Annotated in this window: 17 protein-coding genes; 13 read left to right on the top strand and 4 right to left on the bottom strand. The window is 61.3% G+C overall.

The genetic code is table 11. The features are described from left to right. The first annotated feature begins 21 nt into the window (after positions 1-21). The 12 genes from LC531_RS10500 to LC531_RS10445 all read left to right on the top strand — a co-directional run bounded on the left by LC531_RS10500 (position 22) and on the right by LC531_RS10445 (position 14445). Entirely contained in the window at positions 22-2250 is a 2229-nt protein-coding gene (locus LC531_RS10500; protein ID WP_223650244.1) for a DUF4331 family protein, read from the top strand. A 185-nt stretch (positions 2251-2435) separates the two neighbouring features. Further along, entirely contained in the window at positions 2436-3767 is a 1332-nt protein-coding gene (locus LC531_RS22905) for a tetratricopeptide repeat protein (protein ID WP_223650243.1), read from the top strand. Positions 3768-3878: 111 nt separating this feature from the next. Next, positions 3879-4550: a HupE/UreJ family protein gene (locus LC531_RS10490; protein ID WP_223650242.1), complete on the top strand. Its 672-nt coding sequence runs from the start codon at positions 3879-3881 to the stop codon at positions 4548-4550. Between the two features lie 147 nt (positions 4551-4697). Continuing rightward, positions 4698-5093 (top strand): hypothetical protein, encoded by a 396-nt coding sequence (locus tag LC531_RS10485; protein ID WP_223650241.1) that lies wholly within the window; start codon positions 4698-4700, stop codon positions 5091-5093. Positions 5094-5232: 139 nt separating this feature from the next. Further along, positions 5233-7554, top strand: coding sequence for a TonB-dependent receptor (locus LC531_RS10480; protein ID WP_223650240.1), 2322 nt, complete (start codon positions 5233-5235; stop codon positions 7552-7554). A 71-nt stretch (positions 7555-7625) separates the two neighbouring features. After that, positions 7626-8015 carry a hypothetical protein gene (locus LC531_RS10475; RefSeq protein ID WP_223650239.1) on the top strand — a complete coding sequence of 130 codons (390 nt, stop codon included), beginning with the start codon at positions 7626-7628 and terminating at the stop codon, positions 8013-8015. A gap of 133 nt (positions 8016-8148) precedes the next feature. After that, positions 8149-8349: a hypothetical protein gene (locus tag LC531_RS10470; protein WP_223650238.1), complete on the top strand. Its 201-nt coding sequence runs from the start codon at positions 8149-8151 to the stop codon at positions 8347-8349. 24 nt (positions 8350-8373) lie between these two features. Then, entirely contained in the window at positions 8374-10476 is a 2103-nt protein-coding gene (locus LC531_RS10465; RefSeq protein WP_223650237.1) for a TonB-dependent receptor, read from the top strand. A gap of 54 nt (positions 10477-10530) precedes the next feature. Next, positions 10531-11244: a DUF4198 domain-containing protein gene (locus LC531_RS10460; RefSeq protein WP_223650236.1), complete on the top strand. Its 714-nt coding sequence runs from the start codon at positions 10531-10533 to the stop codon at positions 11242-11244. 88 nt (positions 11245-11332) lie between these two features. After that, entirely contained in the window at positions 11333-12166 is an 834-nt protein-coding gene (locus LC531_RS10455) for a murein L,D-transpeptidase catalytic domain family protein (RefSeq protein ID WP_223650235.1), read from the top strand. 131 nt (positions 12167-12297) lie between these two features. After that, positions 12298-13152, top strand: a complete 855-nt coding sequence (locus tag LC531_RS10450) for a murein L,D-transpeptidase catalytic domain family protein (protein ID WP_223650234.1) — start codon at positions 12298-12300, stop codon at positions 13150-13152. A gap of 204 nt (positions 13153-13356) precedes the next feature. Beyond that, positions 13357-14445 (top strand): NYN domain-containing protein, encoded by a 1089-nt coding sequence (locus tag LC531_RS10445; protein WP_223650233.1) that lies wholly within the window; start codon positions 13357-13359, stop codon positions 14443-14445. 150 nt (positions 14446-14595) lie between these two features. Here the strand turns inward: LC531_RS10445 and LC531_RS10440 are convergent, their stop codons facing one another. Next, complete coding sequence (locus LC531_RS10440; RefSeq protein WP_223650232.1) at positions 14596-15201, bottom strand: hypothetical protein; 606 nt, start codon at positions 15199-15201, stop codon at positions 14596-14598. 237 nt (positions 15202-15438) lie between these two features. On the opposite strand from LC531_RS10440, the gene thiL reads away from it, so the two are divergent. Further along, positions 15439-16467 carry a thiamine-phosphate kinase gene (gene thiL / locus LC531_RS10435; RefSeq protein WP_223650231.1) on the top strand — a complete coding sequence of 343 codons (1029 nt, stop codon included), beginning with the start codon at positions 15439-15441 and terminating at the stop codon, positions 16465-16467. Between the two features lie 131 nt (positions 16468-16598). On the opposite strand, the gene LC531_RS10430 is transcribed toward thiL, so the two are convergent. Genes LC531_RS10430 through LC531_RS10420 form a run of 3 tightly spaced genes read right to left on the bottom strand, consistent with a single transcriptional unit; the run spans position 16599 to position 17623 of the window. Continuing rightward, the gene (locus LC531_RS10430; RefSeq protein ID WP_223650230.1) at positions 16599-16973 is read right to left on the bottom strand and encodes a hypothetical protein; all 375 of its coding nucleotides are present in this window, start codon (positions 16971-16973) and stop codon (positions 16599-16601) included. Then, entirely contained in the window at positions 16974-17183 is a 210-nt protein-coding gene (locus tag LC531_RS10425) for a hypothetical protein (RefSeq protein WP_223650229.1), read from the bottom strand. It lies immediately after the preceding gene. Positions 17184-17188: 5 nt separating this feature from the next. Then, a complete protein-coding gene (locus LC531_RS10420) occupies positions 17189-17623 on the bottom strand; it encodes a hypothetical protein (RefSeq protein WP_223650228.1) in 435 nt (144 codons plus the stop codon). Positions 17624-17633 lie beyond the last annotated feature (10 nt).

Genomic DNA, 17633 nt, shown 5'->3' with positions numbered 1-17633 from the left:
ACCCATTTTTCACTTTTTCTCATGAAAAAAATGCTTACCCGTCCCGCTCTTCACGTAGCGCTAGCCGCTGCCGCCGTAGGCGGTCTGCTGGCCTGGAGCGGACACACCAATCACCTGGAAGCCTCTTCGCACCGCGAGGCCCCGCTCATTGCCGATGACCCGCTGGCCGACAACACCGACCTTTACGTGTTCCGCTCGCCCGATGCGCCGGCCAACGATGGCAACGCTACGGTCACTATTGTGGCCAACTACATCCCGTTTGAGCTACCCCAGGGTGGCCCGAACTTCAACAGTTTCGGCGAAAATATTCATTACGAGATTCACGTAAAGAATAATGCGGGGACTACTGGGGACGATATTACGTATCGTTTCACGTTTACTCGCGAATATCAAGACCCAACTACCTTCTTCCAGGTGCGGTTGGGTAAAATTAATCCCCGCACCAGTTTTAAGTTAGAGCAGAGTACTAATGGTGGTGCCTTCACGCAGCTTGGAACTGGCACGGTGCCAGTGGGCAATATCGGCCCCCGCTCAATTAACGGAGCTGCTGGCCTTAATATTCAATCTGATTACGAGACCTCAGCGCAGCAAGCCACTATCACCTTGGGCGATGGCACTAAAGTCTTCTGCGGCCCCCGCGACGATGCCTTCTTTACCGACCTCGGCTCTATCTTCGACCTAGGTGGTATTCGCGCTCCCGGCGCAGCCCGCGATGGCCTAGCTCGTAAGAATGTGCACTCTATCATCATGCAGATTCCGGTATCTGCTATCGTGAAGGCCGGTACGCCGGCCCTAACGGCTACCACTGATGCTTTGGCCGGCACGCCCGCAGCGGGCACAACGGCCGCTTCGCCGATTTCGCCTTACACTATTGGCGTGTGGGCCTCGGCCAGCCGCCTCTCCATCCGCACTATCAACGCGGACGGTACCCGGCCCGAAAGCGGTACTTATGTACAGGTGTCGCGCCTGGGAATGCCGCTGACCAACGAAGTAATTCAGCCGGTGGGCCAGAAGGATGCCTGGAATGCCTACGGCCCCTACGGTGTGGGCAACGCCGCCGCGACTACTCCCCAAGGGATGTATGAGGCTAACCTGAAAAACCCCGAACTAAGCCTCTACATGGCCGACGACGTGCCGATGAACGGCGCGGCCGCTAAGCCCGCGGGCCAGACGTATTACGGCGGAGCCGTGCCCGGCTTTGCGCCACTGCGCATTCAATCCAAATCATTGGCCGGTACTACTGGCCTGCCAGCCGCTGGGTTCGACTTCCGCAATGGGGCAGCTGGCCTAAGTGGCCTTTTTGGCAATGCAGCCACGGACAATACGGCGCTCGCGCCGGCTGCCGGAGGTGGCTTTGGAGAATATCTGCTCAATAATGGGCAGGCTGGTGCGCCGCGCTCGGTTGACTTACTACCCATCTTCTATACTGGGGTGCCTAACCTGCCGCCCTACCAGCTAGCCACCGGCAAAACCGGCGGTAACCCGCTCACGGCTGGTAAGCCGTTCATCAACAACTTCCTGCCGACTTTCGGCGACATGCTGCGCATTAACCTCGCCGTGCCGCCTACCCCCCGCAACTCGCCCGACTTCAGCTCGGAGGGCTTAGTGGCCGCCGCCGTACTGGGCCTTACTGATGCCCGCTACACCGCCTCGGGGACGGCCGCGCAAATGATTCCGAATATGGATGGCTTCCCCAACGGACGCCGCCTGGAAGATGACGTAACCCGCATCGAGCTGCAAGCCGTGGGTGGGGTAGTACTGGCGGCTGTGGGCCTCTGGTACGACGACTATACGGTAGGCACCTCAACCAGCCCCGTAACGGCGCAATTAGGCAACGTATTGGGCTTCAGTACTAACGTGGAGAAAAACGATACCACGTTCCGAGCTGCCTTCCCCTATGTACAGACGCCTTGGAGCGGCACCAACGCCCAGCGCGTAGCTTTGGCGCAGCTTGCCCCCACCCAGCTTGGGCTGGCCCCGACGCTGACCCAGGCCAGCGCCTACCCCAACCCCGCCGCTGGTAGCAGCAGCACCACGCTGCACCTGGAACTAGCCGTATCAACTAACCTGAGCGTGCGTATCAGCGATGTGCTGGGCCGCCAGGTGGCTACCATCGCGGCCAAAAATTACCCGGCCGGCGTAACCGAGATTAAGTGGCAGCCTAATGCTTCGGTAGTGCCGGGCCAGTACATTGCCACGCTGTATTCGGGCAAAACGCTGGTGCAGTCGCTGCACATCGAGCGGCAGTAGCCAGGTTTACCTGCCCGGCCGCCGGGTAGGTAGTTAAATAAAGCCGCCGCCAGCTTAAAGTAAGCTCGGCGGCGGCTTTATTATTTCATTGACTTTCTGTTATTTTATTGGCTTTATGTGCGAAAGCATTAAAACCAGGAAGCTCAGTTTCTGCGTAGCTTTCCTTACTATTTTTTATTTACGCCGTGCGCAAAAATCTCTATCCCACCCTGCTAGTCGTTTTCGGGCTAGCCGTAGCGGCCATCCTTTTCTTTAAAAAACAAGCCCCGGCCGGCCTGCCCGAGCCTAAGGACCGCATTGGCCGCCTGGCGCTGGGCGGCGAGTGGGTGAACACTAAAGCCTCGATGCAGGGCCTGCTGGCCAAGCTGCGTGCTGACCCGAATGACCAGAAAAGCCGCCTGCTGCTGGCTGAAGCCTACATGCAGGAGGGCCGCATCACGGGCAACCACCCGTATTACGACGCGGCGGCCATGCAACTGCTGCAAGAAGTGCTGAAAACCAACCCCGACAACTTTGAGGCGCTTTGCTGCCAGGCGTCGCTGAGCCTCACGCAGCACCACTTCTCGCAGGGCCTGGCCCTGGCCGAGCAGGCGCAGCAAATAAATCCCAACAGTGGCTACGTATATGGCCTGCTCACTGATGCCAACGTGGAGCTGGGCCGCTACCCCACGGCCATCAAGATGGCCGACAAGATGAACCAGGTGCGCCCCGACCTCACGGCCTACGCGCGGGTTAGCTACCTGCGCGAGATTCACGGCGACGTGCCGGGGGCCATTCAGGCAATGGACATGGCTGTGAAGGCGGGATACGCTGGCCTGGAGCAAACCGAGTGGAGCCGTGTAGCCTTGGGCCACCTCTACGAAGTGAGCGGGCAGCTCGACAAGGCCGAGGGCTATTACCAGCAGGCGCTAGTGATGCGCCCCAACTACGCCTACGCCCTAGCCGGGCTGGCGCGGGTGGCCGCCGCCCGCCACGATTACCCTACGGCCATCAAGGACCTGAACCTGGCCCGCGCCACGGTGAAGGACTATGCCTTTACTGATGAGTTAGTAGACGTGTATCGGCTTAATAATCAGCCCGAAGAAGCGAATAAGATGGCCCGTGAATCGGTGGAAATGCTAGCCGATGCTGCCAAGCAAGCCAATAATGACGAGCAGCTGGGCCATTATACCGACCGCGAGCTGGCCTACGCCTACCTCAAAACCGGTGAGCTGGATAAAGCCCTGGAACACGCCAAAATCGAGTACGCCCGCCGCCCCGACAACATTGACGTGAACGAAACCCTGGCCTGGGTTTACTACAAGCGCGGCGACTATAAGGAGGCCGCCAAGTACATGACTGTGGCCCGCCGCACCAATTCCCAAAATCCCGTGCTGTTGTGCCGCGCTGGCCTCATCCTCACCAAAACCGGCCAGGTGGCCGAGGGCCAGGCCCTTATCACCAAAGCCCTCAATACCGCGCCCTACCTCAACCCCGAAGTAGAAGCCGAGGGTAGGAAAATGTTGGCCACCCGGTAGGTTAGGGCATTTTTGATGTATGTGATGAAACTCAAAACCGGCTGTCATTACGAGCGGAGCGCGGCAATCCTTCCTTTCCGTTGGATTAGTAACCCCAACGGAAAGGAAGGATTGCCGCGCTCCGCTCGTAATGACAGCCGGTGGTGGTTCATCCTCGCTTTCCTGCTGCTGGCCCTGCCCGCCGCCGCCCACGTCATCGACGCCGACCTGAGTAAGCTCTCGCGTACCCAAATTTTTTGGACATACATCCAGCTTGGCTTCACGCACATTATTCCGCTGGGCTTCGACCATATTTTGTTCATTGTCAGCCTCTACATTCTGGAGCCGCGCCTGCGACCGGTGCTCTTCCAGGCCACGGCCTTCACGGTAGCGCACTCCATTACGCTGGGGCTGGCCATGTACGGCATCATCAAGCCGCCGGGCAGCGTGGTGGAGCCGATTATCGCGCTCTCCATCCTGTTTGTAGCCATTGAGAATATCATTACTACTAAGCTGAGCCCGTGGCGATTGGCCATCGTGTTTGGCTTCGGCTTGATTCACGGTATGGGCTTCGCCAGCGCGCTCACGGGGCTAGGGCTGCCGCGCAAAGACTATTTCGGCTCACTCATCTCCTTCAACGTGGGCGTTGAGCTGGGTCAGATTACGATAATTATGCTCTGCTGGGCGGCCATCGGCCGCTGGGCCGCCGACCGGCCCTGGTACCGGGCGCGGGTCGTCATCCCAGTCTCGGTGGTCATCGGCCTGGTCGCAGCTTACTGGACGTTGGACCGGCTAATAGCTTGATAATCATGGTTATATCTGTCATTGCGAGCAAAGCGGAGCAATCTTTCCTTGTCGTTCGCATCGTTGGATTTACTACCCCTGGCGGAAGGAGAGATTGCTTCGCAGGCTCGCAATGACAAACGACTTTTGCGTAAATCTTAAAACCTAATGTTCCGAACCCTACTCACTTGGCTCTTGCTGCTCAACTACCTGCTGGTGGTGGGGGTAGGGCTGCTCGTGAGCCGGCCGCCGGAGCCGCTTTTTACCGCCGCGCACCCCTACGTGCACAGCAAAGAGTGCCAGCAGCGCAACTACCTGCGCCTCGACTGCTTCGAGCGCTGCAACGGCGACCAGCACGAGGTGCACCACAAGCTGCCAACCGGCACCGGCCTGCACTACCTGGCCCAGCTCAAGGGGCTGGACGTACATTTCCCTACCCCCCCGCTGGCTGTGCAAGCGGCCTTAGTGGCTGGCTGGCAAGCTAATGCGCGCCCGGCGCTGGCACCAGCGCGGCTGCTCGCTGGCCCCAGTGGCCGCGACTACCCCCCGCCCCAACTCGGCTGAAACTACCCGCTCCTGGTGGCCGCCCGGCCGCTGGGGTGCCCTCGTGCGGCCGGCTAACTGGCTGGCGTGGGGGCTGGTGATTTCACACCCGCGCCGGAGGCTGCGTTGCTGCGCCTGGCCTGGGGTTTTAGGTATTTTTATGTCAATTAATTACTTGTGGGTGAAGGTTATGCGGCAGCCTTGGGGGCTGTTATTAATGCTGCTTTTGGCGGCTGGTGGCGCGCGGGCGCAGGGCGCGGCCGCGCTGCGCGGCACGGTGGTAGACTCGCTTTCGGGGCAGCCGCTGCCGGGCGTGAGCATGGGGCTGGTGGGCCTGCCGACAGGCACGGCTACCGATGCGCTGGGGCAGTTTCAGCTTAAAAACCTGCGGCCCGGCCCGGTGGTGCTGCGCGTGGCCGCGCTTGGCTACCGGCCGGTTAATCAGCCGCTGACGTTGCTGGCGGGTGAAACCCGCGGCCGCACTATCGTGCTAGCTCCCAGTAATCTTAGCCTGGCCGAAGTGACAGTGAGTCAGCCCCGCGACCTCAATCAAAATCTGGCGGCCATTACGCACATCGACCAGACCTTGCGGCCCATCAACTCGGCCCAGGACTTGCTTCGGCTGGTGCCGGGGCTTTTTATTGCTCAGCACGCGGGTGGCGGCAAGGCCGAACAGATTTTCCTGCGGGGCTTTGACGCCGACCACGGCACCGACTTTGCCGTGAGTGTGGATGGCCTGCCAGTGAATATGGTGAGCCAGGCCCACGGCCAGGGCTACGCCGACTTTCACTTTGTGATACCCGAAACGGTAGAGCAGCTCAAAGTGTACAAAGGGCCCTACACGGCGCGCTTCGGCGACTTGGCCACGGCCGGCGCGGGCGAGTTTCTGACCAAAACTAGCCTCGACCATAACCAGGTGAAGGTGGAAGCGGGCCAGTATAATACCTACCGCGCTCTGGTGATGCTCGATTTGCTGGGTACTCACCACCTGTTTTCTAAGAAACCGGAGAGTGCCTACGTGGCCAGCGAGTATTATTACAGTGCCTCACCGTTTGTTAATAATCAGCGCTTTAAGCGCTTCAATGGTATGGGGAAGTACACCGGCCAGCTCACCGATAAAACCTCGCTCACGCTGTTTGGCTCCTATTTTACGTCTAACTGGAATGCCAGCGGCGAAATTCCCAGCCGGGCCGTGGCCGAGGGGCTGATTACGCGCTTCGGCAGCATCGACCCCAGCGAAGGCGGGCAAACCAACCGCGCCAACGCCTATGCCATTCTTACCACGGCGCTGCCCCACGACGCGGTGCTGCGTCAGCAGGTGTACTACACCCGCTACAATTTTAATTTGTTTTCGGACTTCACCTTTTTCAAGGTAAACCCGGTGAACGGCGACGAAATCAACCAGACCGATAAGGGCCGCAACCTCTATGGCTATACCGGCACCTACGAGCGCGATAACCGTCTGGGAGTGCGTAATTTGCATACTACTTTCGGCCTGGGCACCCGCCTTGATGATTCGAACCTGGAACTGCGCCATGCCACCAAGCGCGTCATCACGGACACCATCGACATTGGCCGCCTGCATGAGCAAAACCTGAATGCCTACCTCGATGAGACACTGGAGCTGACCGACCGCCTGACCGTGAATGCGGCCGTGCGAACTGACCTGTTCGTGTTTGACTTTCGCGGGCAGATAGCGGACTCTACTGGTGCCTTCGGGCCGCTGCGGGGGCGTGTGACGGCCGCCCGCGTTTCGCCCAAGCTCAACTTTTACTATCAGGCGTCGCCGAACGTGCAACTGTTTCTGCGTTCGGGTATGGGTTTTCACTCCAACGATGCGCGGGCAGTTGTACGGGGTACTAACCCCGTGCAGGCGCTACCCCGCGCCACGGGAGCGGAGGTGGGTAGCACGTTTAAGCCGGTGCCGGACTTAGTCGTGAATGCGGCCTTCTGGTACCTGCGCCTTCAGGATGAACTGGTATATAACGGCGATGAGGGCACTACTTCCAGCGTAGGCCCGACGCAGCGCTTTGGCTTCGACCTGTCGGCGCGCTACCAGCTCACGAGCCGCTTGTTTCTCGATTTTGACGGTAATTACAGCCACGCGCGCCTGCTCGACGCGCCGGAGGGCGAGAACTTCGTGCCGCTCGGCCCCATCTTTACCAGCATCGCCGGCATCACATACAAGCAGCCCAGCGGCCTGAGTGCCAGCCTGCGCTACCGCTACCTCGGCGGCCGCCCGGCCAATGAAGACAACTCCGTGCGGGCTCTGCCCTATTTCGTAGTCGATGCCGTGCTGGCTTACACCCGGCCGCGCTACCAATTCGGCTTCACGGTGCAAAACCTGCTGAACGTGGATTGGAATGAGGCTCAATACGCTACCGAGACCCAGCTGCGGGGCGAGCCTGCCCCCATTACTGAGCGGACTTTCACGCCGGGCACCCCATTTAATATACGGGCCAATGCCAGTATTTTCTTCTAAGTTAATTTGAGCGTCGGCTACGACAAACCACTAGCTTAATATCTGCGTAGCTTTCACTACTTTCGTTGCGTATGGCCCGTTCGCTACTCGTGTTGCTCTTGCTGCTCAACTACCTGCTGGTGGTGTGCGCGAGCGTGGCCCCGCAGGCCGGCATTGCGGCGGCGCGGCCCTTCGACTACGTGCACAGCCCCGACTGCCAGCTGAAAAACGCCTGGCGCGGCGGTACCTGCTTCGACGATTGCAACGGCGTGCAGTACCACGTGCAGAAGGGCCACAAACCCTTGCCGCTCCAGCAGCTGCTCACCTCGCTTAAGGGCCTGGATTTGCACTGCCTACCCCCGGTGGTAGCCGCGGTGGCCCTGCCTGTGCAGTGGCGCGCCGCCCGGCCGGTAGCCGGGCGCGAAGTAGCCGTGCCGTCCGGCGTGCACGACCGCCTGGACGACCCTCCCCGTCGAGGATAAGCCACCCGCTGGCCGCCCGCCCGGCGGCCAGTAGTCGGCACGCACTGAGCGGGCCGACCGTGTCTTATCCAGCAACCCGCGGCCCCGACGTGCGTCGGCCGGCCGCTGCTACTCCCGACTTTTTATGTTTCTCTTGTCTTCTAAGACCGCGGGCATACCCGCGGCACCTTTGGCCGTGCGCCTGCCGCAACTGACTTCTTCCGCTCTTGGCTTGCCAGTTCTGGCTGCTAAAGCGGCTCGCCCTACCCCCCTCAGCCCGGTTGATAAGCGCGCCCGGCAGCGCGCCGACCAGTCGCGCTACCAGGCGCAGTGCCGGGCGGCGATGCTATTTTAAGCTGATTATTTACTGATAATCAGTATGATGCACACCTATTTAAAGTGGGCAGCAGCCGCCACGGGCGTGCTGCTGCCCGGCTTGGGCGTGGCCCAGTCGAGCACGCCGCCCGCCGACACCACCAAGACCAAGCGCCTCGGCAGCGTGGAAGTGCGCGGCAGCCTGACGCCCACGAGCAAAACCGCACTTTCGGGCGAGGCCACGGCTAGCCCGGCCTCCGTGACGCTGGTGGGGCGCGACTACGTGGCCAAGCAGGCGGTTACTTCTTACGGCGATTTGCTGCGCCCGCTGGCCGGCCTCAACGTGACCAACTACCAGCTGGGCGGGGTGGGCTACGGCATCCAGCTGCGCGGCTACGTGGGCACCGAGCACGCCCGCGACATTGCCTTCAGCATCGACGGCGTACCGCAAAACCAGGGCTCCGACATTCAAACCAACGGCTACACCGACCTCAACCCGCTCATCCCGGAAACGATACGACGCATAGAGGTGGTGCGCGGGCCCAACAGCCCGTTTTACGGCGACCACGCGCTGGGCGGCTCCATCCGCTTCGATACCGAAGACCGGCTGGCGTCGAGCGTCACGTTTTCGGCGGGCACCTACGGCACCATACGCGGCGTGGCCATCGCAGGCTTTGGCAGCCGCGACTTTCGCAAGGCCGGCGGCTACGTGGCGCTGGAGGAAAACTACTCCGATGCCTACCGCGACAACAACCGCTACCAGCGCCTGAACGGGCTGGCCAAGTACGCGTTTCCGCTGCTGGCGGGCACGGCTTCGGTGCGGGCGCAGGTGTTCAGCAATGCCTTTGGCTCGGCCAACTACCTCAATCGCGCCGCCGTGGATGCCGGCCTGCTGAGCCGCCGCGCCGCCCTCGACCCCACCGACGGCGGCAATACCAACCAGCAAAACCTGGTATTTAACTACCGTGGCAGCAACGACGCGGCCTACTGGCAGGCCACGGCCTACGTGCAGCACCACGATTTCGTGCGTATCCGCGTGAACCAGCCCGCCATGTTTGGCGCGCCCAACGGCCCGCAGCGCCGCGAGGAAGGCGACCGCACCTGGGCGGGCTTCGACCTGCGCCGCACCGTGCAGAGCACCCTTTTCGGGCTGCCGGCCGAGTACGCGGGCGGCCTTTATTTTCGGGGCGATAACATCAATACCACCCGCTTCGTGACGGTGGCCCGCCAGGAGATAAGCCAGGTGCAGGGCCGCCGGATACACACGTACACGCCCGCCGCCTACGCCCAGCTCCAGTTCAAGCTGACCGAGCAGCTGAAGCTGACGGCCGGGGCGCGCTACGACCTGCTGTTTTACAACATCAACAGCCTGGCCCTCGACACCGACTACCCCAACAAAAACATCCAGGTGCACCCCGCCGCGTTCAGCCCCAAGGTGGGCCTGGCCTACGCCGTGGCGAGGGGGGTAGGGCTGTTTGCCAACTACGCGCAGGGCTTCAAAGGCCCCAGCGGCTACGAGGAAGTTATTGATAACCCTGGCCTGGGCGTGTCGAAACTGACGAGCTACGAGGCGGGCATTACCGTGGATGATGCCACGGGCCGCGCGCACGTGCTGGCCTCGGTGTACCGCTCCACCCAAACCGGTGAGGTGCAGAACGACCCCGTGTCGGGGGCGCTCATCAACTACGGCCGCACGCTGCGCCAGGGCGTGGAAGTGGAGGCCCGCTACCGCTTCGGCGACGACCCCGGCAGCCTGGCCATATTTGGCAACTACACCCACGTGCTGGCCGAGCTGCGCAACGGCGACGCTCAGCCCATGTACGTGACCACCGTGCCCCGCGACCTGGCCACGCTGGGCTTCGATTACACGTTTGGGGCCGCCAACCAGGCTGCCAACCAAGTCACGCTCTCGCTCTACGACCAGCTCATCGGGCGCAAATACCTGGTTAGCGACGGCTCGCAGCAAAGCCCAACCTTCCAGCGGCTCTCGGCCAAAGCTATCTACATCCGCCCGGCTTGGCCCAATTTCCGCTTTTTCGCCGAAAGCACTATTTATCCCGACGGCAGCCACGGCCTCGACGAGATGAGCTTCGTCTCGGGCGGCCTGTTGCTAACCGCACCCCAGGCCAAGGCCACCTTCACGGCCGGCGTGAAAATCCCTTTCTGAGTTTCCTGAAAACGTTATTTATTTGATTAGCTACTTCTTAAGCCATTATTCCGCATGAAAAACTCTTTCCGCAAACCGGCTTTGCTGGCGGCCGCCACCGCCCTGCTCGCCCTACCCCTGCTGGCCCACGATGCCTGGGTAGACCCGCTTGGCGGGCCGGTGTACCAGGTTTTTTACGGCCACAAAATCCCCGAAGCCTACCCCGCCGCCAAGGTCACGACCCTGCAAGTGCTCGATGCGCAGCAGCATTTCCTGGCCTATACCCGCCAGCCTACGGCGAAGGGCCTGAGCATCAAGCCCACCGGCAAGCCGGTCCTATTCGTGCTCGATTTTGACAACGGCTACTGGACCAAAACGCCCCAGGACAAGGAAAGCCGCAATGTGCGCCTGACCACCGAGCCGGCCGGCGCGGGGGGGGTAGGGTCGCACCCGCTCAAGTTTTCTAAAACCGTGCTCAGCTGGCAGCCCTGGATGTTCAAGCCCGTGGGCCAGCGCTTCGAGTTCGTGCCCGAGGCGTTCACCGGCGCGCTCCAGGCCGGCCAGTCCTTTAAAGTGCGCCTGCTGCTCGATGGCCAGCCCGTGGCCAACGCGATGGTGGAAAACAACAGCAACGAGGAAGGCCCCCGCACCGACGCTAGCGGCGAGGTGACCGTGACGCTGGTCAAAGGCATCAACCGCCTCGCCAACGACCTCGACATCAACCAGCTGGCCGACCCCGACGCTACGCGCCTCAGCCTCACCGCCGCGCTCGTCTTCGTAGCCGAGTAGGGGGTAGGGCCGCCCGAGCCAGGCCACCCCAGCGTCTTTTTTAGCAGAAAAAAGCGCTGGGGTGGTCTCTTTGCGCCTACTTTTGGGTATGAGGTGGGCGGTAGTATTTCGGGGGCTGATGGGTGGCGGCCTAAGCTGGCTGGTGGGGGTAGGGATAATACTGGCCGCCTGCCAGCACCCGGCGCGGCTGGCTACCGCTCGCCCGGCCGCCGCCCAACTTCCTACCCCCGCCCCACTGCCCGACTCGCTGCGCCTCACGCCCGTGCCGCCCGTGGCCGGCGTGCCCGATACGCTGCGCCAGGCCATCGGCCAGCTCTATACTCATCTTGGGGCCGATACGGTGGGGCTGCGGCCGGCCGTGCTAGCGCAGGCCTGCGTAGGCTACCTCACGCTGCATCCCACTGGCCGCATTGAGCGGGCCGGCGTGCTGGCCGTGGCCGATATGGACCTGCCCAACACCACCGAGCGCCTCTGGGTCATTGATTTAAACGAAGCTAAAGTGCTGCACCGCAGCTTAGTAGCCCACGGCCAGGGCTCGGGTCACCTGCGCGCCCGGCGATTTTCCAACGTCGAAAGCTCGAAATGCACCTCCCTGGGGTTTTACCGTACCTCGGGCACTTACGACGGCATTCACGGCTATTCGCGCCGCCTCCAGGGGTACGATAAGGGGGAAAATACCAACGTATTTGACCGCTACATTGTGCTGCACGCCGCCGACTATGCCAGCCCCGACTACGTGTGCCAGCATGGCCACCTGGGCTACAGCCAGGGCTGCCCGGCCCTGCCGCCCACGCAGTACAAGGCCATTATCAGCACGTTGCGCACGGGTAGCATGCTGCTGGTGAGCGGGCCGGGCCTAGCTTCGCGCTGGCTCGATGGGCCGGCCGCCGGGCGGCGCTTCGTCCGGCGCGGCTGGCGCTAGACCCGGAATTTTCCGGGCCCGCGCCGCGTTGCGGCAGACCCAAACGAATACGGGCTGCGTATAGTAGCTTTGAAACTGGTAGTTCGCTCTTGACGGACGCTTTCCTTATCTATAATGCTCGTGAGATTGTTATGAAAAAGCATCATTCCAGCGTAGTGAATCGCCAGCGTACTAGCCGCCGTCGGCGCTTTGTGCGGCGCGCTCTGCCCTTTATAACGTCGCTGTTTCTGGCGACGCCGCTGGCTGGCCCACTGCTGCAATCCTCCGCCCACGTGCTGACCCTGACGACGATGGCCGCCGCGAAGGCCCCCGCTACGGCGGCCCTTACGCCGCTGGCCCGCTTCGATGTTACTCTGCGCCAGACTTATGACCGCCTCGGGGCTGCCCAGCAGGGCCTGCGCTTCGAGGTTTTCCAAAAAGCCATGACCGGCTACCTCAACCTGCGTGAAACCGGCCACCTGGCCACTCAGCAGCAGCATTTGACAGTAGTGGATTTTGACCTGCCTTCCACCGAAAAGCGCCTCTGGGTGCTGGATTTGGCCCATACTAAAATTGTGTTCCACACGCTGGTAGCCCACGGCCACAACTCGGGCGAGAATGCAGCCAACCAATTTTCCAATACCGACCAAAGCAACATGAGCAGCCTGGGCTTCTACGTGACGGGCCAGGAATATGAGGGCAAGCACGGCCACTCGCTGCGCTTGCAGGGTGTGGATGATGGTTTCAATACCAATGCCTTTGCCCGCTCTATCGTGATGCACGGCGCTGACTACGTGAGTGAGGATTTCATCAAGCAAAATGGCCGCCTGGGCCGCAGCCTCGGCTGCCCCGCCCTGCCACTCGACCAGTATTCGCAGATAATTGATGCCGTGCGGGGGGGTAGCTGCCTGTTTCTAAGTAAGTCGAACGCGGGCTACAACTCGAGGTTTCTTAATCAGAATATTGCTTTAGCGGCACTAGCGCTCAAGCCGCCTACGCATTCGTGAGGTAAGCTTTTCTGTGAGAGGGTCCTTCTACCGGTGGTAAGGAGGACCTTTTCTATTTAGCCCGCCGCGGGCTGAAAGTAGTTATGGCTTCCACGTAAGAAAAACCCTCGCGTCAGGTTGGCCGCGCCGGGGTTAGGGCCGACCTTTGCCCGACTCGCGCTTCTTTTGTGGCCCGCCGGGCCGCTGCCTTCTTGCCAAGTACTTATGCTGACTCCTACCCCCGTGGCCGCGGTGCCGCCGGCCTCGCCGTATGCCGCCGTATTTATTGATTTTGAGAACGTTTACTACTTTCTTAAAAATCATTACCTCGACCCGCAGGACCCCCACGACTATGCCCTGGACCTGGTGCGTGCCCTGCGCGACTCGCTTAAGCGCGAGCAGGGCCTCGACTCGCTGGTGCTCAATGCTTACGCCGACTTCGACAAAATCCCGACCGGCCCGCAGGGGCCGCTCTACCTCATGGGCGTGAGCACGCGCAACGTGCTGGGCACCGACCACAAAAACGCGGCCGATATGCAGCTCTGCATCGACGCGCTGGAGGTTCTCTACACCCGGCCCGCCATCGGCACGTTTGTGCTCGTGGCCGGCGACCGCGACTACATTCCCGTGCTCCAGCACCTGCGCCGCCAGGCCCGGCAGGTGAAAGTGGTGGGCTTCCGTGAAAGCGTATCCGGCGACCTGCTCCAGATGCTGGGCCAGGAGCACTTCATCGACGCCCGCGAGCTGCTGCCCGCCGAGCGCCTGAAGGCGCTGGAAGACCACCGCGCTGCCCGCCTGCGCCAGGGTGAAGAAGTGCGCCGCCTGCGCGAGCAAGGCATGGCGGGCGTGCAGACGGCCGCCGCCCGGCAGGCCGCCCAGGACGCGGCGGCCAGCGGTGCTACCCTGGCCGGGAATGCGCCCGCTCCCGCCCTGGCGCGGCCCAGTGTACCCGCCCGCCCCAGTCTCATGGAGCAACTGCTGCAAGAGCCGCCGGCCACATTTGCGCCCGTCCGCCGCATCATCCGCGATGACGAGCGGCGCTGCCTGGAGTTTTTACTGGAGCAGATGCAACGCTTTGCCGGCCAGCACGGGGCACCCGAAATCTGGGCCAGCCCCTTCCTGCGCCGCCTCACCGACGTGCTGCCCGAGCTGCCCGACTGGGAGCGCCGCCAGCTCCTGAGCCAGCTCCGCGATGCCGGAGCCGTGCGCCTCGAAAAGCGCGAGGGCGAGCCGCATCCCTTCTCCGTCATCCTCGTCAACTACCAGCATCCCGACGTGCGCGAGCTGAACCCTGGGCCAGTGGAGGAGAAGTAGGGGGGTAGGGAGCAAATGAGTAACTGAGCAAAAAAAGGGCGGTCATGCTGAGCTTGTCGAAGCATCTCTACCACGCCGTTCGGGTGTCGTTCGGTAGAGATGCTTCGACAAGCTCAGCATGACCGCCCTTTTTTTGCTCATTTCTTCTCTCTACTGGCTAATCTCAAACAGCGGCAAAGGCCGCAGCTTGGCGTACTGGCCGCCCATGCTGGTCAGCGCCTCGCCGTGCACTTGCAGGTAGGCATTGTAGGCTTTGGCGGCCTTATCGTAGTGCGAGCGGTAAATAACCACGTTGGCATCGGCGGCCTGCACGGCCTCCACGCGGTCGCGCACGCCTTGGGAGGGTGCGTTGCCGCCGGGCGCGGCCACGGCGTACACAGCCTTCAGCAGCGAATCCTGGGCGGTATCGTAGCGGTCGATGAGCGCCGAGGAAGCCATCGTTTCGCGGGTGTAGCGCTGTTGCTGGATGCGGGCGCGGGTGCCGCGCAGCGCAGTAAGTTGCGGCTGGTTGGCCCCCGGATACTTGCTGAGGTCTTGCAGCAGCTCACGCAGGTTGCCGAGCGTTTTATCATCGCTGGCCGTCATGCGCTGCCAAGTGGCATCGGCCGAGTCGCGCAAAATAGTGAGCTGGGCCTGTACCGCCGCCGGTGAGGCCGGGCTTTCGCCGGTGGTCGCGGTGGTGTTTTTGGCGGCGTCGGGCTTGCACATGGGCAGCACGGCCAGGGTCAGCAGGCCGGCGAAGAAAAGAGCTTTCATGAAAACCAAACGGGAATTTAGGAATAATTAAGGTGTTGGCGGGCGCGCAAATTTAGGCGGCCAAACGGTGGGTAGGGAGTGGCCGTACCTTTGGATTAATGAAATAAGAAACCGTTTGTCATGGCGAGCACCGCGAAGCCCTCGCACCCGAACGGTACCTGCGCCGGCCGTTCGTCCATCGTTCGGGTACGATTGCTTCGCGGTGCTCGCCATGACAAACGATTACCAACCAACAATATGTCCGATTTAACGCCCCTTTCCCAGCTCGGCGAGTTTGGGCTCATCCGCCGCTTGCAGCGCGACATTACCCTGACCCAGCCCAGTACCATCCTGGGCATCGGCGATGATGCGGCCATCCTGGCCCCGCCGGCCGGGCAGGAAATCGTCATCAGCACCGATTTGCTGGTGGAAGGCGTGCATTTTGATTTATCATTCTCGCCGCTCAAACACCTGGGCTACAAGGCGGTGGCCGTGAACGTGTCGGACGTGGCGGCCATGTTTGCTACTCCCACCCAAATTATCGTCGGCCTGAGCCTACCCCCCCGTTTCACGGTAGAGGCCGTGGAGGAGTTGTACGCCGGGATGCGCCTGGCCTGCGAAGCCTACGGCGTGGACCTGGTGGGCGGCGATACCACCGGTAGCCGCGGCGGCCTGGTTATCAGCGTCACGGCGCTGGGCATGGTGGCGGCCGGCCAGGCCGTGCGCCGCTCGGGGGGTAGGCCCACCGATATTCTGTGCGTCTCGGGCGACCTCGGCGGGGCCTACCTCGGCCTGCAAGTATTGGAGCGCGAAAAGCAGGCCTTCCTGGCCGACCCCGACACCCAGCCCGAACTGGAAAGCTACGACTACGTGGTGCAGCGCCAGCTGCGCCCCGAAGCCCGCCTCGACGTCGTGCACGAGCTGCGCGAGCTGGGCGTGCAGCCCACCGCCATGATTGACATCTCCGACGGCCTGGCCTCGGAAGTCATGCACCTCTGCGCCGCCAGCGGCACCGGCGCGCGGGTCTTCAGCGAGTACCTGCCCCTGGCCAACCCGACCCTCGAAGCCGCCGCCGAATTTAACCTCGACCCCCTCATGGCCGCCCTCAACGGCGGCGAGGACTACGAATTGTTATTTACCATCCCGGTCGCTGACCACGCCAAGATTAAAAACCACCCCGATATTACCGTTATCGGCCATTTAACGGAGCAGAATGATGCGGTTAATTTGATTACGAAATCGGGCCAGGCGGTGCCACTGCAAGCGCAGGGTTTCAACCATTTTTAGAAAAAGAAAAGCATAAAAGAACGTCATGCTGAGCTTGTCGAAGCATCTCTCCCGCTTCATCCGCGCCGTTCGGGTGTCGTTCGGTAGAGATGCTTCAACAAGCTCAGCATGACGTTCTTTCGTATTCTTTTTTAATCCTCGGGATACGGAATGTACACGAAATTCGTGAATTCCTCATCCACTACCAGCAGACAGCAAAACTCGTCAGGCTCTTTCCAGTTGCTGATAAAATCCGCGGTTTTCTCCGGGTCCACGATGCCTTGTTGGGTCAGGATTTCGAGGTAGGAGGCGAATACGTGCCACTGTAAATCCAGCTCGTCGCCATTGATGAGCAGGCTGCCGAGCTGCACCGTTTGGCGGGCAAACACGAACACCGGATACCGCGAAATATCCCGCTTGCGAATCTGGTACGAGGCTTCCCGAATGGTATCGGAGGCGGTGGCAAAATCCTTGGTAATCGTGCCCAGGTATTTGCCGTTTAGCTCGGGGTCGTTGAAGTAGTCCATTTACGGTTTGGGGTATCGCTGGGCCAGCCTTTCGCGCAGGGCCACTATTTCGGGGTTCTTATCGTTTTCGGCGCGCAACTTTTGGAAGAAGGCGCTGATTTCCTTTTCCTCCTCTTCAGTACGAGGGCGGGAATAAATAGGAGTTAGGTCGATTCCGCGAGGCTCAATGCCTATTTTGCGACGAGCTGGGCGGGTGGTCGTGGCAGCCATAATAGTTAAGGAAAAATGAAACCGGGATAATATTTTTTAACGAGTATAGTGGCGGCTGAGGTTCCCAGGTACATTCCCAACCCGCCAAGTTCCTGAGCACCCAATATCTTCTTGCAGTGAGTTTTGAGGGTAGTTTTGCTATCAAAACTCACGAAGCCTTCGTAGCCTAGCTCAAACGACCAGCGGCAGGCAAACGCGACCAGGTTGCCTAGCACCCCAAGATACACCTTGCCGCTGCCTTTATTGAAATTAGCGCTTTCTACCAGGTGCATGAATACGTTGTCGGGCCTGGCCTCCAAGCTGATAAGGCCCTGCATAACAGTCGGGTTATCAACTGTATTCAACTGGTAAACCTGCCGTCCCGGCGTAGCCGCCTCCCGGCTCCACTCGAACGCCCAGCCTTTTAGCCTGCGAGCTGCCGCCGCCGTTAGCGGGCGCACTTCCGTGGGA

This window comes from Hymenobacter psoromatis (genome assembly GCF_020012125.1).
GTDB lineage: Bacteria > Bacteroidota > Bacteroidia > Cytophagales > Hymenobacteraceae > Hymenobacter > Hymenobacter psoromatis.
The sequence above is the reverse complement of the archived record's forward strand: the minus strand, read 5'-3'. Positions and strand labels throughout refer to the sequence as shown.

What these genes read in the sequence shown, in the direction of transcription:
- LC531_RS10445 (WP_223650233.1), top strand. Translation starts at nt 13,357, where the DNA reads ATGCTGACTCCTACCCCCGTGGCCGCGGTGCCGCCGGCCTCGCCGTAT.
- LC531_RS10460 (WP_223650236.1), top strand. Translation starts at nt 10,531, where the DNA reads ATGAAAAACTCTTTCCGCAAACCGGCTTTGCTGGCGGCCGCCACCGCC.
- LC531_RS10440 (WP_223650232.1), bottom strand. Translation starts at nt 15,201, where the DNA reads ATGAAAGCTCTTTTCTTCGCCGGCCTGCTGACCCTGGCCGTGCTGCCC.
- LC531_RS10500 (WP_223650244.1), top strand. Translation starts at nt 22, where the DNA reads ATGAAAAAAATGCTTACCCGTCCCGCTCTTCACGTAGCGCTAGCCGCT.
- LC531_RS10450 (WP_223650234.1), top strand. Translation starts at nt 12,298, where the DNA reads ATGAAAAAGCATCATTCCAGCGTAGTGAATCGCCAGCGTACTAGCCGC.
- thiL (WP_223650231.1), top strand. Translation starts at nt 15,439, where the DNA reads ATGTCCGATTTAACGCCCCTTTCCCAGCTCGGCGAGTTTGGGCTCATC.
- LC531_RS10430 (WP_223650230.1), bottom strand. Translation starts at nt 16,973, where the DNA reads ATGGACTACTTCAACGACCCCGAGCTAAACGGCAAATACCTGGGCACG.
- LC531_RS10465 (WP_223650237.1), top strand. Translation starts at nt 8,374, where the DNA reads ATGATGCACACCTATTTAAAGTGGGCAGCAGCCGCCACGGGCGTGCTG.
- LC531_RS10480 (WP_223650240.1), top strand. Translation starts at nt 5,233, where the DNA reads ATGTCAATTAATTACTTGTGGGTGAAGGTTATGCGGCAGCCTTGGGGG.
- LC531_RS10475 (WP_223650239.1), top strand. Translation starts at nt 7,626, where the DNA reads ATGGCCCGTTCGCTACTCGTGTTGCTCTTGCTGCTCAACTACCTGCTG.
- LC531_RS10425 (WP_223650229.1), bottom strand. Translation starts at nt 17,183, where the DNA reads ATGGCTGCCACGACCACCCGCCCAGCTCGTCGCAAAATAGGCATTGAG.
- LC531_RS10455 (WP_223650235.1), top strand. Translation starts at nt 11,333, where the DNA reads ATGAGGTGGGCGGTAGTATTTCGGGGGCTGATGGGTGGCGGCCTAAGC.
- LC531_RS10485 (WP_223650241.1), top strand. Translation starts at nt 4,698, where the DNA reads ATGTTCCGAACCCTACTCACTTGGCTCTTGCTGCTCAACTACCTGCTG.